This is a genomic window from Spirosoma oryzicola, assembly GCF_021233055.1.
Taxonomy (GTDB): Bacteria; Bacteroidota; Bacteroidia; order Cytophagales; family Spirosomataceae; genus Spirosoma; species Spirosoma oryzicola.
The window spans coordinates 167,277-181,561 of the sequence record NZ_CP089543.1 but is presented as its reverse complement, the minus strand read 5'-3'; the positions used below and the strand labels follow the sequence as shown (position 1 = coordinate 181,561).

General features: G+C 46.0%; 14 protein-coding genes. 13 read left to right on the top strand and 1 reads right to left on the bottom strand.

Features of this window, described 5'->3' with window-relative positions:
* Window positions 1-312 precede the first annotated feature (312 nt).
* From LQ777_RS28645 to LQ777_RS28630, 4 genes are all read left to right on the top strand, one after another.
* Window positions 313-717, top strand: coding sequence for a hypothetical protein (locus LQ777_RS28645; protein ID WP_232563730.1), 405 nt, complete (start codon window positions 313-315; stop codon window positions 715-717).
* Window positions 699-2,027, top strand: a complete 1,329-nt coding sequence (locus tag LQ777_RS28640; protein WP_232563729.1) for a relaxase/mobilization nuclease domain-containing protein — start codon at window positions 699-701, stop codon at window positions 2,025-2,027. The genes LQ777_RS28645 and LQ777_RS28640 overlap by 19 nt, the downstream gene beginning before the upstream one ends.
* 155 nt (window positions 2,028-2,182) lie before the next feature.
* Complete coding sequence (gene mobC / locus LQ777_RS28635) at window positions 2,183-4,240, top strand: conjugal transfer protein MobC (protein WP_232563728.1); 2,058 nt, start codon at window positions 2,183-2,185, stop codon at window positions 4,238-4,240.
* Window positions 4,241-4,259: 19 nt separating this feature from the next.
* Window positions 4,260-4,640, top strand: coding sequence for a helix-turn-helix domain-containing protein (locus LQ777_RS28630; protein WP_232563727.1), 381 nt, complete (start codon window positions 4,260-4,262; stop codon window positions 4,638-4,640).
* Between the two features lie 12 nt (window positions 4,641-4,652).
* On the opposite strand, the gene LQ777_RS28625 is transcribed toward LQ777_RS28630, so the two are convergent.
* Entirely contained in the window at window positions 4,653-5,426 is a 774-nt protein-coding gene (locus LQ777_RS28625) for a M23 family metallopeptidase (RefSeq protein WP_232563726.1), read from the bottom strand.
* A gap of 131 nt (window positions 5,427-5,557) precedes the next feature.
* On the opposite strand from LQ777_RS28625, the gene LQ777_RS28620 reads away from it, so the two are divergent.
* The 9 genes from LQ777_RS28620 to LQ777_RS28580 all read left to right on the top strand — a co-directional run bounded on the left by LQ777_RS28620 (window position 5,558) and on the right by LQ777_RS28580 (window position 14,099).
* Complete coding sequence (locus LQ777_RS28620; protein WP_232563725.1) at window positions 5,558-7,537, top strand: DUF3945 domain-containing protein; 1,980 nt, start codon at window positions 5,558-5,560, stop codon at window positions 7,535-7,537.
* A gap of 59 nt (window positions 7,538-7,596) precedes the next feature.
* Window positions 7,597-9,012, top strand: a complete 1,416-nt coding sequence (locus LQ777_RS28615; protein WP_232563724.1) for a DUF3945 domain-containing protein — start codon at window positions 7,597-7,599, stop codon at window positions 9,010-9,012.
* A 39-nt stretch (window positions 9,013-9,051) separates the two neighbouring features.
* On the top strand, window positions 9,052-10,419 hold the full coding sequence (locus LQ777_RS28610; protein ID WP_232563723.1) for a toprim domain-containing protein: 1,368 nt from the start codon (window positions 9,052-9,054) through the stop codon (window positions 10,417-10,419).
* Between the two features lie 67 nt (window positions 10,420-10,486).
* Window positions 10,487-10,672, top strand: coding sequence for a hypothetical protein (locus tag LQ777_RS28605; protein WP_232563722.1), 186 nt, complete (start codon window positions 10,487-10,489; stop codon window positions 10,670-10,672).
* Window positions 10,673-10,774: 102 nt separating this feature from the next.
* Window positions 10,775-11,488 (top strand): hypothetical protein, encoded by a 714-nt coding sequence (locus tag LQ777_RS28600; RefSeq protein ID WP_232563721.1) that lies wholly within the window; start codon window positions 10,775-10,777, stop codon window positions 11,486-11,488.
* Window positions 11,489-11,575: 87 nt separating this feature from the next.
* Entirely contained in the window at window positions 11,576-11,965 is a 390-nt protein-coding gene (locus tag LQ777_RS28595; RefSeq protein WP_232563720.1) for a hypothetical protein, read from the top strand.
* Between the two features lie 55 nt (window positions 11,966-12,020).
* Window positions 12,021-12,434, top strand: a complete 414-nt coding sequence (locus LQ777_RS28590) for a hypothetical protein (RefSeq protein ID WP_232563719.1) — start codon at window positions 12,021-12,023, stop codon at window positions 12,432-12,434.
* Window positions 12,435-12,549: 115 nt separating this feature from the next.
* On the top strand, window positions 12,550-12,906 hold the full coding sequence (locus tag LQ777_RS28585) for a hypothetical protein (RefSeq protein WP_232563718.1): 357 nt from the start codon (window positions 12,550-12,552) through the stop codon (window positions 12,904-12,906).
* 518 nt (window positions 12,907-13,424) lie between these two features.
* Complete coding sequence (locus LQ777_RS28580; protein ID WP_232563717.1) at window positions 13,425-14,099, top strand: hypothetical protein; 675 nt, start codon at window positions 13,425-13,427, stop codon at window positions 14,097-14,099.
* Window positions 14,100-14,285 lie beyond the last annotated feature (186 nt).

The window sequence follows — 14,285 nt, the reverse complement described above, 5'->3', positions numbered from 1 at the left end:
TGCTGGTTATTAAATGCTTACAGTCTATTTCGCTTGAAACACGTTACATTTCTTCGAACATGAAAAGATAAGAAAGGACAAGGCTAGTAAGTTCTATCTTAAATAATATATTGTATTAAGCACAACAACGTCACTTTGATAAAAGATAGAACAGAAGCATATTTGTACCGGCCATCTGAATACATAACACCTCACTAGGACGTATTTGCAAGATGTGTTTTGCTACCCGCGAAACTGCCCTGCTTTCATTCTCACTCAGAACAGAATGGAAAATAAGTTGAAAATCAACTGTACGCAGCGTACAACGCAAAGGTGGAAAACAGAAAAACAGGCCAACGTAGAGGGGGAAGACCTCCTAAAATCGACTCAGAGAGATCAACTATCAAACTTAACTGCTGGGTAACTCCTATTGAGAATAGTCAAATACAGGCAAAATATGTGCAAATGAAAGCAGGCAGTAAGCTCGCGTTTGCTCAATTTCTCAAGCAAATATTGTTGTCAGACAAGCAAAGCAGGGGACCGAAACCAGATGAATTGCTACTGACAATCATCATCAATTTACAGGAAAGGGGACGCCAATTGCAGCTGATCTCTGAGATAATCGAAGAAGATCGGAAGGAGGAAGCCCAGTCTATTGTTGGCAATAAGCTAAGCGAAGAGCTTCTTAGGATTCAGGAAACCATTGAACAGATCACAGCATGGTTATACGAATCTTGACTGGAAAAGATGTAGCAGGAGCGTTCCGGTACAATGAGCAGAAAGTGGAGCAGGGAGAGGCTGAGCGTATCCAAATCGCCAACTACCCCGATAATGAGAAGGCCCAAAAATATGCGCGGTTCAGGCTTCAACTGCTCGAACAGTATGCACGTCTCAATCCTAGCATTCAAAAACCATCGGTGCATTTAGCCGTTGCTTTTCATCCCAAAGAAGTGGTAGCAGTCGATCAACTGCAAGCCATAGGGGGTGAGGTAATGAGGGAAATAGGGTTTGGTAAACAGCCTTATCTGATGTACCAGCATTATGATACGAAACACCCGCATATTCACGTGGTGAGCGTTGCGGTGGATGCAGAAGGGCGTAAAATCACGGATACATTCATCAAAAACCGTTTGCAAAAAGTACGTCGTCGACTCGAAACGAAATACGGTTTGGTGCAGGCCGAACGCCCATTCGTGACTAGAGAGCCAGGTAGGGTTGGGGAGGAGTTAGGTGCTGAACAACATTCGACCAGGCTGACAGTTGACGAGAAGGTAAAAAGGACATTGGAGACGTACTCATTCGGATCGGTGAACAGCTTCAAGCAATACTTGAGTTGTGAAGGGATTGTAATGAATACGAAAGCTGGGCGTAGCCAATCAGGAATCACTTACCAACATGTTAACTCTGGGGGTGCTGATAATCGACCCATAAAAGCAAGCAATCTGCCAAGTCGACCAACATATGCTAGGTTAACAGAGCTATTCTCAAATCGAGAAGATCAACACAAAAAAGAGTGTAGAGTAGTAGAAAGCCTGATTGAAAAGCGATTAGCCCTTTACCGAAGCTTGACAGAGACCGAGTTTAAACAGACGTTACGCCAACTCAGCATCGAAATACGAGAAACGGATGGAGCTTACCTCTACATACGCAACCAGACCAGAGCTGTTATACACGAAACTGAGTTAGAAAAGCAATTCAGCAGAGAAGTGTTGGTGAAAAACTTTTCAGAGCAGACAGAGCGCAAACCTGTTGAAAAGTCGAAACCAGTAAGCCAAAGTCCTCAAGATTCTATCGTTCGAAAACAAAACCTAGTTGCTACGAGTGAGACAAGGGCACATAAACGAGAAGCTACAAGGTTCACGGAATCAACGACCGTCCAAAGTAAGAACAAGGTGGTTGAGGAGAAAAGCGAGAAGCAAACGAAAATCTCAGTAGTATTGGATCAGACTGCAGGGCTGCCAGAAAAACCAGCGGGAGAGGAGCAAGTTCAGGGTAAAGTGAAGAAAAAGCAGAAAAAAAATCTGACAAAAAAGATTCGCCGTATGTGAACAAATAATATATTATTTATATGGAGCGAGGCTTGTTGTGTACCTGTATGAGCCAAATTTAGCACTTGGAGACATAGTGTTGATGAAAATAATATAAATCATATATTAGCGATAGAAACAAGTTTGTTCAATATTAATCGCTAAGTCAACGTCAAATGGGAACGCAGGACAAAGAGTATAGGGGCATTCTTAACATGCTCCTATTCATGTCGCTAGCACTGATTGGGTTTCATCTGTATTTCTTCTGCTACGACACGCTACAATCAATAGGGTTCAGCTTTGCCCTACTGGACCGATTCATATTGAGTATTGACCGGGCAACCCACCTTTTTTCACACCCCATTTATTCCAAGCTAGCCGCCTTATTGCTACTCGGAATATGGACGTTTGGTAACAAAACGCGTAAGCAGCTAAACGTAACCTGGGCACATGTTACCTGGGCCAGTATTATTGGCGGGGCATTGTTATTGTTGAATGGAAAACTTCTTCGGGTGGCGTGGCTGTCAGCTGAGGCCCGTAACGGAGCTTACTTAGTAACAACGCTGATCGGCTATTTGCTGCTGATCAAGGCAGGCAGTTACGCAAATCAGATTCTAGGTGTGAAGATTGGAGAAGATGCGTTCAATGACGAAAACGAGTCGTTCGAGCAGGAGGCAGAGTTGAAACAGAATGAATACTCGGTCAATATTCCAACAGAATACCATGTGAAGAAGAAGTTTCGGAAGGGGTGGGTAAACGTAGTCAATCCGTTTCGGGCAACGTTAGTCATGGGTACGCCTGGGTCAGGAAAGTCGTTTGCTGTAGTAAATAACTTCATACGGCAACATCTTGAAAAGGGGTTTACCATGTACATCTACGATTACAAATTTCCCGATCTGTCAAATATCGCCTACCATTATTTACAGAAAAATCGTCGGGCGTTCAAACGGATGCCGACATTTTACGTCATCAACTTTGATGATCCTCGGCGCTCGAACCGGTGTAACCCATTGCTGCCAGAGCTGATGTCTGATATTATTGACGCACAGGAAGCAGCTCGAACCATTCTTTTGAACCTCAATAAATCGTGGATTCAGAAACAAGGCGACTTCTTCGTGGAGTCGCCAATGAACTTTCTAACGGCCGTTATCTGGTACCTCAAAAAATACGATGAGCGTCGATTGCGAGGTTTGGCTCAGCAGGGGTTGACAGACGACGGTCAACGCTACTGCACGTTTCCCCATGTCATTGAATTTGCCGGGGCTGAATACCGCGAGCTCTTCCCAATCCTACAATCGGAACCCGAAATTGAAAACCTACTTAAGCCCTTCGCGAGTGCCCTCAGAAATGAGGCTTATGAGCAATTAGAGGGTCAGATTGCTTCTGCGCGGATACCACTTTCTCGACTCTCCAGCCCGGCGCTTTACTGGGTTATGACGGGTAATGATTTTAGCCTGGACATTAACAATCCGGACGACCCCAAAGTGCTATGTGTAGGCAATAACCCGGAACGTCAGGAAGTGTATGGAGCTGCACTGGGTCTCTTCAACGCCAGGCTGATCAAGCTCGTCAACAAGAAAGGCAGGTTAAAATCGTCACTGATCATCGACGAGTTACCCACTATTTATTTCCGGGGGTTAGACAACCTGATTGCGACCGCACGGAGTAACAAGGTGTCCACCTGTTTGGGCTTGCAGGACCTGAGCCAGTTAAAACGTGATTACGGCGACAAGGAGGCTACTACCATCTTCAATACGATCGGAAATGTGTTTTCGGGTCAGGTACTAGGTGAAACGGCTAAGACCATGTCCAGTCGGTTTGGGAAAAATAAACAGGTTAGACACTCACTCTCGTTCACGGAACGGGATACTAACTTGTCTATTTCCGAGAATCTGGATTCGGTGATACCCGAATCAAAAATCTCAAATTTGTCGCAGGGACATTTTGTCGGAGCGGTTGCTGACAACTTCGATGAGGCTATTAAGCAGAAAATATTTCATGCCAGGCTACTGGTAGAACCGGCGATGATTGCTGAATTAGAGCGGGTAAAGCCCATTCCGCCTGGTGCTGAATTTGCTCAAATCTCTGACCATCAACTAAGTTATATGTTGGAGACAAATTACAACGGGGTAAAAAAGGAAATTTCTGCGTTAATTCAATCCGAAATTGAGCGGCTGACCAATGATCCAGCATTGAAGCACTTGGTCGAAAACCTGCAACCTAAAGATGAGTAATGACCGTATATCACCAGTAATGGAGCAATTAGAAAAGGAAAATGAAGCCTATGCAGCACTTATAGCCCGGCGTATGGCTAAAGTACGTGAATTCCTGAAGATGAGTCAGCAGGAGCTAGCCGATGAGTTTGGTACCACACAGAATCTGACCTATCGTCTGGAGAACGGGCTGAAAGTCTCGCGTGAAATGTTCACGCTTATTGCTCTCTACTACGTAAAACGCCACAAGGTGAGTCACGAGTGGCTGTTCAATCCCGAACAGGAGGATGAGCCGAACGTACCTATGTTCACTAATGAAGTAGTCAAGCGGCAGCGTATTAATGATCAGCGCGAAGCCCAACGACTTGCCCTGCTCCATCAGTTTATGGAAGAAATAAATAAGGTCGAGCAAAAGCCATGAAAAATTGGTTGCTCAATCTCGTTTAATCGTTCCTTTGGTACTCTTTGGAATGAAACCTTGCCCGTCCGACCGATGCTGTTGTATTTGGGTTAGTTCGGCGCGGGCCAGCTTGATCCATAAAAAACAATACCGTTCGGGGTCAACAGGCTTGCCCTGAAATAGTATTGCATAGTGTAAGTGCGGTCCTGTAGAGCGACCCGTACTACCTACCTGTCCAACTAACGCACCTCGTTGGACGACATCCCGCTCACGGACCGCATGAGTGGAAAGATGTCCATAGATGGACTCATAACCCGTTGGGTGCTCAACACAAACGGCTAGTCCCAATCCATCCATTTCCCGCTTTACCCATTTTACAACGCCAAAGGCGGTTGCATAAACGGGTGTGCCGCTTGGTTGAGCTATATCGAGTCCGTTGTGATGGCTAGTATTCCCGCCAATTGGATGAGTCCGCCAGCCAAACTTACTCGTAACGCGGTATTCCCGCCAGGATACTAATCGTAGGGGGGGTATAGCTGGTATAAACTGTAACTGGTGGGTAGGATTTCCAACGGAATGTTTAACCGCATTAAACCCCTTAAAAATACTATCTGTGAAACAGGCCAGCAGTGAGTCTATATCCGGATTGATTAGCAGCCTTTCGGGAGAACCTTCATGTTGAAAGTTTATTGTTGATTCGAAGCAGCTAACTCGAAAGCTGGCCCGGCCCTGCCGGGTTGTTGATGTATCCAGGGGTAAAGCAGGAGCAGCGAAAAGGACCTGTGCGTGAACGGAATTTATAGACATTAGTAAAAGCGCGGTGGTTGCCGCCATGATCTTTACTTTCATATTTAATATATATAATAAATTATTTATAATAAAATTATATGAAAAATATATAAAAACATTAATTTTGCCTGAAGCAACACATAATATATATGGAGCCGATGCCTATTACCGAAAGCACGGTAGAGCCTAAACACATTGAGCGCACACGCCTGGAAGCAGCGCAACTACAGGAATTTGAGCGATTAGAAACGCAACAATACCAACTGGTGCTACCCGCACAGTATGAACAGTTGAGGGGATACTTGGTTAACGATGGCTTGCTTTCGGACGAGGAGATCACCCGATGCCTGTATGACGAGACGCTAAAAAAAGCGGACCTGGCTAAACGCGTTGAAGAACGTACCCAAACAGCACCTGAAACCGACCGTGCTAAACTCACTGATTACCTGTGGGAGATCCATGAAACGGCAAAGGGTTTGCCTCTTTCGTTCATTGATCCAAAAGAGACGTACCGCATTGATGTAGTCAATACGCCCGGGCGTATAGCTGAAACCCAATCTCGTAATGAACAAGTAGGGGAGTTGGGTACGCCATTAATGCGTACTCAGGTAAGTCCTGTGACATTACACCTAGACATTAATGGTGGGTTTCTAGCCAACTTCCTGCACAATGCTCAGCTTAACCATGAGCAGATGAGCCGATTTATTACCGATCTGGAACGTCAACATAAAGAACTGAAAGGCCAGCTCCAGAGCAATGACCGTCTTCAGCCAATCCAGGAAGTAGGTTCTGAAAAAGTTAAGCCTGTCGAGACTCCATCATTTCAGTTACTCCAGGAATCTGGCCCCTCTTTAACCGCCTGGCAACGTCTGCGGCAGTCCATAAGTGACTGGATTGCGCCAGCAAAAGCGACGTCTGACAATCGGGAACCGTATGACATAGTACGCCAACTGGACTCTTCCACAAAACCGTCTCAGGTAGGGGAACGGTTGGGAACTGTCAACCAGGCAGATGCACAAGTTCCCCAATCTACAATCGCCCAGACTTTCCAAGGTCATATCAGTTCATTTGCTGAGGCACCAGCTATAACCGAGAGGCATCTGTCTGCTGAGAGCCAATCGGTCAATACGGCGATGGAACGTAAGCCCGCGACCGATGGAGCGACCACAACTGCCGGTATATCGCTTCAATCGACTACTCAATCAATCGTAAATAATCAAACTCAAGTTATATCCATGAACGAGACAAACACACCGGGCGTAGATGTTCCCGTAATGAGTCGGCCAACTCGCTACCAGTGGGCGGAAGTTGCCACTCAATTCGAAAAGGTTGGGGTGACCCGACAGGATTTAGAAAAAGCTGGCCACCTTGATGATTTGCTCAATGGTAGAAAGACCGGGTTGATGAAGCTGACGCAGGCGGGTGAGGAAGGTAAACCCTTTCAAATATCCGGGAAACTGTACATCGTCAATACGCCAGATAATGGGCCAATTGTCGGTATACAGCCCGAGCGTAAGCAATTGCTGCTACCGAAAGAATTTCTCGGCTATGAGTTGACAGCCCGTGACAAGCAAAATCTAGAAAAAAACGGGGAGATGGGAAAGCGGGTAGACCTGACCGATAAAATGACTGGCAAGCCGTTCGTTGGATACATTGGAGTTGATAAAGACACCAAAAGCCTGACGGTCCTCCGAGCCGAGCGCCTACACATCCCGCAGACGATCAAAGGGATAACACTGACTAAACCTCAGCAAAAAAACTTAGAGCAGGGAAGGGCCATCAAGCTGGAAGGAATGACTAGTAATAATGATCAAACCTTCAACGCTTATGTGCAGGTTTCGGCGGCCAAACGCTCGCTCACATTCGCGAAAATTCCAGATAACTTGGTCAAACAGACGGTCGATCAGAAGACAGCCCAAGACCTAACCAAACCCGTACACCAACTCAAAGGAGATGGGGCTGGTGGGAAGAAAACGATTCAGCCAAAGGAAGAACTAAAGCAGGCAGCCGCGCAACGGATCGAAGCACCCAAGCCAGCCAAACAGAAAAAACAGGACGCGCCGAAGCCACTAGGGGAGGAGGCTAAACCCAAGAAAGTGAAAAAGCAGAAAAGTCCAAAAATAGGGTAAACTAACAATATAGTTGTATGCATGTAGGACCGAAAGTCACAGCGCAAGCGAGGGCTTCAATGGCACAGCAGGTGCTTGATCTGGTAGGGAAGGCCATTCTTAATGAGATTCGCCAATTACTAATCGGCGACAACCCTGTGGAGGAGCCGATCCGGTATGTATCTGAAATTGATTCAACTAGTCAACCACCTTCAATCGAATTGAGATTTGAGAATACATCTCACATCCAGGATCTGTATCAGCGTTTACCAATTGATCCGCAGATCAATGTGTATTGTGCTTTATCCGCGTCAATTCGCTACACGATAAATCAGTACAAACCTTCTGACATACGAAAGGAACGGGAGGTAGAGGTATACATTTTTAATGACCAATCGGCCGTCGAATTGATTGAGGAGAAGTACCGTCGAGACGAACCGCTTTTTTTCCCTGTGCTCAGGGCCATAAGCTGGAAACAGCCTTTGCTCTTAGTTGGTGATCCCGATTGTCCTACAGAAATGAATCTTTACCGGTTGGGTTATCGGGAAGCGATACGCACCATTGAAACCATACTTTATAGTCACTATGACCCGAGCATGCCACTCATTGGTTACGGGTATGCTAATCGTCAATTTCATATGACGGTTTTCAACCAGGGGGAGTCACCTAAGGTTGTGTCTATCGCCGGTACTTTACCGGGTACAGGTCAGTTTGTCAATCTGCGTCAGGCAAGGCTTGTTTCGGGTGGGTCACCTGTAACTGAAAAGCCTGTAGTAAACGATCAACTTCAACCAGTGGTAGTAGAAACTCGATACCCTGATTCACTACTCGAAGAGGCAAACCGTCAGTTTGCGGTCGAGCTAACCGAGGAGAACGCAAAGCGATTGCTCAATGGCCAAAAAACGGATGTCGTCACAACGAGTGATGGCAATACTGGTAAGCTGTATGTGTTAAATACACCAGACGACGGCCCACAACTTGTACTTCAGGACGTTCAGCAGAAGTTGACTCTCAAAGAAAGTTACCTGGGGCATATCTTCTCTGAAAAGGATAAAGCTAATCTTCATAAGTACGGCGACATGGGCCGGGTAGCTGAACTGATCGACAAGCAGAGTGGCCAAAAGTTCACCGGCTTCATTGGCGTTGACAAAGACACGAAGACACTTACGGTACTTCGTGCAGATGTAATTCGACCGAAAATTGAGCGGATGTCCCACTTGAAAGGAGTAACGCTTAATGGTTTGCAAAAACAGCGGCTGATTCAGGGAAAGGCCATTCGGCTCGATAACATGACCAGTAAAGCCGGCACAGCTTTTTCGGCTTATGTGCGCGTATCAGCGGCAAGCCGAGGCCTACGTTTCGACCACATCCCAAACGGTACGTCCGAGAACAACGGTTCGGCTACCGCATCTGACAGCATAGGCAACCACGATACAAATCAGGGCAAAACGGCCACCGCTCCTCGGACAAAGCGGGCACCTAAAGCAAATCCCTAAGCAACTTCTCTCAACGTTATCACCAACTAACATACACGTATGCTGACTACAAAGCCGCAGTTATCCGACTACAAGCAGAAGATTGACCTGGTGCAGTTTCTGGAGACAGAAGGTTTCACGAAGGACCGGCGAAAATCGACCCGGCGCTGGCCAGTGCTTGAAAACGCTGAAGGTCGAAAGCTCATCATCGGCAACAATCAAAAAACAAACGAATACTTTTATTATAACCCAGAGGACCGCCGTGATCGGGGGACGATTGTTGATTATGTAATTGATAAACTACACATCGACACGGCAACACGGGAGGGCTGGCAGCAGCTTCACGAGTTTATTGGCCGGTACACGGGTGATTTATCACACCTTGCTAATAGCCGTTCCACTGGTACGGTTGAAAGTCAGCCGCCCGCTGAAGCGACCCGAAGTAAGGCCATGTCTCATTACTTCAGGCTTGATCCGTTAACGAACACGGATTATCTCATGGAAAAGCGAGGATTAACGATCGATACAATTGGCCACCGGGCGTTTATTGGCAAAATTTTCAACAAGACGTTTGTTAGTAAGAAGACAGGGGAAACGGTTATCAACACAGTATTCCCAATGGAGAGTGAACAGGGCATCACGGCCATTTTACTGAAAAACGACAGTCCAACGGGTTTAGTTAATGGACATACTTGGGGCGAACGCCTGGAGAGTATCTGGGTGTCGAATCTGCCCAAAGGCCATCAACCCAAAGAAATGCTGATTTGTGAGAGTCCGATTGACGCCTTGTCCTATCACCAGCTTCACCCACCGGAGGAACCTTACGACCGGGTCTATGTGTCTACTGGTGGGCAACCTTCTTCACTTCAGCCCCTTACCGTACAACGGTTAATTGACCGGGTGAAGCCGGAGCAAGTTATTCTCGGACACGATAATGATAACAGCGGTATTCGCTTCAATATTGGCTGGTCAGGTCGACTCCAACTTCCCGGCCAATCCATTGAGCAGGCGAATCACCAGTTGAGCATCAATCACAACAAACACAGTAACATTTTATCAATTGACGTATATGGGTTACCGGTTGAAGAAGCAGAACGTAAGTTGCACCTTGAATCATTACAAGAAAAAGTGTTGACAACCTTAAACAAAGGGTACACACCGGACATGAATCGAGCGACGGCGGATGCTATTATGCATCAGGGAAACCATAGCTTACTGACTATTCATTTGCCCAACCACCGCCCTATGCTGACCCGAATTGAAAAACTGTCCATCAAATGGCGGGGTCTAACCGACAAACTGGTTGTCAAACGTCCCTTTGCAAAGGATTGGAACGAAGAGCTTCAAACGCAAAAAGCAAATGTCGAGCGGCCTCAACCCACTTTGAGGAACACACCTTCTAAAGCTACGCCACAAAAATTAATGTAGTTACGTGAGAACCAGCCAAACACAATGTCAATGCTAGAATAAATGAAACATGGATGCTGAGCAACAAATGGACATACAGATTAAATACGTTGAGCACGAACAGTGTGAGCGATTAGTAAATGACCTCATTAAGCGCATCAACGTTTCTTCGGAAGAAGTGAGCCTATCTAAGCTTGACAAACTGACCGTTAGCTATGGCCTGAAGCTTTTACGGTTAGAGCTGGCAAAGAATGTTGATTTATCGCATGAATAATCCTCAAACGAACGGTGAACGAAGGGGAGCGGAGGGTTTATGTATATTGCTGTTTAACAGGTAGATAGCTTTGTCTTATGCCTATTTAACTGTATCTTTATAATGTTCCTATTGCGCGGCACCGACGTGTTACTTCGGGCAAAGACAATGCAAGCGTTAGCGAATCTCTCTGTTGTCGGGTCGCCGGTCGGTCCCTTTCAGATTGTAGATACTGAAACGGGTGAAGTTGTAGACAAGTACCTGTACATTCCAGGTAACCCCAAACAGTACCGTTTCGATGCCAAAGAGGGCAAGTTCTCCATTCATTATGATGAGAACAATATTGAAAAGTTGGGTTCATCGCTGTCGTTTCAGCCCATCGCCTGGCGTATCTTTTCGGATGACATTTTGGGTCAGGGGCTGAAAATATGGGCTGAATTATTCTTCATTGACGAGGCCGATTGCGTTTCGGAAATTTTGTTTCACGGTTACAGTGTGGCTAACCTGAAGCGACTTATAACCCCCTTGGTCTATAACCGTATCAAACTCAATGAAGTGGTACTGACGGTGAATGCGGATAAGCGGGAGAATAACAAAATACAGCCCAAAGGCATATACTACATAGCGTCATTTACCTACAAACCCGCTGATAAAGATATTACCCTGGAAATGACCAATTACGTGCAGACAATCAACCTGTACCGTCGTGAGACGCTCACCGAGACGGGGAAAACGCAGGTAGCTAAAAACGTATTCAACCCGTTTGTGGATATGCTTCCCGAACCCGAGCCAGGAGAGTTTCAGGAAGGGGTAAATGAACAGACTATATTGGCCTAATGCGATTTGAGCTGGACAACTGTGTCCAGCTCCTCTTTACTCTGTATTTTTTTGTGCGGCTCCGTCATGTTATTGCGGGCGCTACTAATGGCAACGAAACCTGTTCCCTCTCCTCAGCAATCTGTACCGGTATTTCTGATCGACGCTACAAATAAGCAGGTACGTTCGGTTTTACATGATGGCTCATTGGAGCAGTTGTATGAGTGGATTGATTGTGACACCATAGATTATATGGCCCGCCAACCTGATGGCGACGGAGTTTTCTGCAATGACCTTCTCCCTGATGATCCTTACCTAGTAGCGTTCAGGCTGCGTTCTACTGGGCAGATTATTTACGGTAATGGCGTATGGACGGGTAGTAATGGGGAGGGTGATACAGTAACTCCCGAAGCAACTCTCGTGGAGGTAACTGGCGAAATTGAGTTTCTAGGCCCAATAGCCTATAAGCCTGCGCCAATTTATGTGTTTTCATGGTAAATGAACACGGCCGTCTTTGCAAGAAGACGGCCGCAATTTTAACTCCTTATCAACGATGACTGAGCTGTTGAAAATTGACCCTTATCTAGAAAAGGTATATCCCGTTGACATAAACGATTCACTGGTCGATGTTTGCCGACAAATTGGGGCTCGTCGGCTTACCATTGCCGGACAACAACCAATCAGTATAGACGATTGTCCTGATGCTGCCTATTGCGATGATGAAGCGCTTTACATGGAACCACTACCACCTGCCTTTCGCCTACGGACGACTGGCCACATTATATATGGGTGTGCCCTCTGGCATCGGGTAACGCAGGAGGGGAGGCTGCAGGCACCGGCCTGGACCCAATCGGAATTAACTGACCAGGTGGAATTTATAGGATTTACTTCTCTTGCATCTGCGCAGACTAATCGGTCTATGCTTGATGATGAAAGCTTGCCTTTAGAGGAACCTGATGAGGACTAACCGACAGGTACAGATTTTGGCTTATGTAATATGTATTTTATATTATTGGTGTTAAGTTTAATGTGAAATACATATTTTTGAAAATTAATTAGTCGTTATCCTCAATATGAAAAACATGAAATCAGACGAAAAAACAGTCCAGGCTAACCAAGTTGGTGATATAGTTCGGACAACTGAATCATTCGGCCCTAATCCCGCAGGCAGTATAGGTATTGTTTACGAAACATATCCTGATAACGGGGTGCCTGCGTCTGAAATAGTCAGCATCTTATTGATAAACGGGCATGACATTGGCAGCTTCAATCAAGCAGAGCAGACAGAAAGTCTAACGTGGTTGGCTCATGTGGACATTGCATATGCTTACAGTAGCCCAAGTCGACTCATGAAAGATTTTCGGGACGGCTATTTTAATCAGGCTTTTGCTAAAGCACGAGCCGTTGCCGATCAGGTTGGTGTGAGAAGCTTGGCTTAAACATGAAATGGTGGTTAGTGTACTGCAACCAGTTGAATAAACCCGATGAAGATTATTCTAGCAGAGTTCATTAGTCGTCCTTACTTCTTAATCAATTATCAGCTTGCTGACTTGTATGGCCGGATCATAAAAAGAACTTATTTGCTTGCCTCCAATTATGTTATTGGCGGATTGGTGATCGCATTTTTGCTGCTCATCGGATTACTGCAAATGTGTCAGGAATAAACCGCCGATTGTTTAACTGTCCAGCTCCGGGTCGGATGGCCGATGCCATGTTACACCGGGCACGTAGAATGATTACTAAGTTGCTGGACAAATTAAGTTCGCATGAAACCAACTGCCTGTTTTCTATTTTGGCTTCCCATTTTGACCATGATCGGATACCGATGATTGGTACATCCAAGGGCGGATAAAACAGAAAACGACTATCCCTACTCCGTTCATACGCCCGTTATCCGTCGGTCTCTTTCACCAAATGGCGTATATTTGGCAAGGCCGCTTTAGGCCGAGCCTATATTATGCCTGGCTGGAATCACCGATTTATGGAGCAGGAGACTTCTTTAAACAACTTACAGACTAACCAATCTGCCAATGCCTTTGCGGTGGTAGAGGACTACCGAATTTTGGTGGATAGCGCACAGGCTGTTGTTCATTTTTATGAAGGAAGAGGAGAGTGGGGAAGATTAGTCAGAAGCGTACCGATTGAAAAATGGTCGGGAGACTGGTTAATCAGAACCATCGGTCGATTCTTTCGGCTTAATTACCAATTAACCGACGATAAGGTTATTGCATCCATACAGAGGAATGGGTATCTGACCGTACAGATAAAGCACCGCATCGGAGGAGCCATTCTGTATCAACGTGCGTTAAAAAACGAATTTTGGGATTATTGTGTAAGCTTCCGGGGAGAGCTGGGATTTGGGGTGACGGTTCATGCAGCCATAACTGATTTGCGCGGAAAGCTGGCCGCTCGGACAAACGTCGAACAAGTTGAAATAACGCTCAAACTTGGCTCATCCAGTCGATTTACTCAGCAGCAGTTGGATGCTTTTTGTGAGGCTAATGGTCTGATGCTAGGTAGTCGTTACACACGTCAACATCTTCGTCAAGCTATTCTGCGTCAGCGAAAAATGAACTGTGAACAGTTCCGCACCCAACTCGCTTACTTCGACATTCGTATCAACTGTAAATAGCCATGGAATGAATCGTAAAACCCCAAATAGGCCATTTTCGGCTGATTATACGTATACCGTTGAAGGAAACATGAAACATCATTGCAATCATTAATCTCGATCTTGGTAACAGGAGCGTCACGAACGACATTGATTATGTATTAGCAGAAATTAGTGCTGAGGTAGGTGATCTGTCGGGTTACAGTG

What these genes read in the sequence shown, in the direction of transcription:
- LQ777_RS28640 (WP_232563729.1), top strand. Translation starts at nt 699, where the DNA reads ATGGTTATACGAATCTTGACTGGAAAAGATGTAGCAGGAGCGTTCCGG.
- mobC (WP_232563728.1), top strand. Translation starts at nt 2,183, where the DNA reads ATGGGAACGCAGGACAAAGAGTATAGGGGCATTCTTAACATGCTCCTA.
- LQ777_RS28630 (WP_232563727.1), top strand. Translation starts at nt 4,260, where the DNA reads ATGGAGCAATTAGAAAAGGAAAATGAAGCCTATGCAGCACTTATAGCC.
- LQ777_RS28625 (WP_232563726.1), bottom strand. Translation starts at nt 5,426, where the DNA reads ATGTCTATAAATTCCGTTCACGCACAGGTCCTTTTCGCTGCTCCTGCT.
- LQ777_RS28620 (WP_232563725.1), top strand. Translation starts at nt 5,558, where the DNA reads ATGGAGCCGATGCCTATTACCGAAAGCACGGTAGAGCCTAAACACATT.
- LQ777_RS28615 (WP_232563724.1), top strand. Translation starts at nt 7,597, where the DNA reads ATGGCACAGCAGGTGCTTGATCTGGTAGGGAAGGCCATTCTTAATGAG.
- LQ777_RS28610 (WP_232563723.1), top strand. Translation starts at nt 9,052, where the DNA reads ATGCTGACTACAAAGCCGCAGTTATCCGACTACAAGCAGAAGATTGAC.
- LQ777_RS28605 (WP_232563722.1), top strand. Translation starts at nt 10,487, where the DNA reads ATGGACATACAGATTAAATACGTTGAGCACGAACAGTGTGAGCGATTA.
- LQ777_RS28600 (WP_232563721.1), top strand. Translation starts at nt 10,775, where the DNA reads ATGTTCCTATTGCGCGGCACCGACGTGTTACTTCGGGCAAAGACAATG.
- LQ777_RS28595 (WP_232563720.1), top strand. Translation starts at nt 11,576, where the DNA reads ATGGCAACGAAACCTGTTCCCTCTCCTCAGCAATCTGTACCGGTATTT.
- LQ777_RS28590 (WP_232563719.1), top strand. Translation starts at nt 12,021, where the DNA reads ATGACTGAGCTGTTGAAAATTGACCCTTATCTAGAAAAGGTATATCCC.
- LQ777_RS28585 (WP_232563718.1), top strand. Translation starts at nt 12,550, where the DNA reads ATGAAATCAGACGAAAAAACAGTCCAGGCTAACCAAGTTGGTGATATA.
- LQ777_RS28580 (WP_232563717.1), top strand. Translation starts at nt 13,425, where the DNA reads ATGCCTGGCTGGAATCACCGATTTATGGAGCAGGAGACTTCTTTAAAC.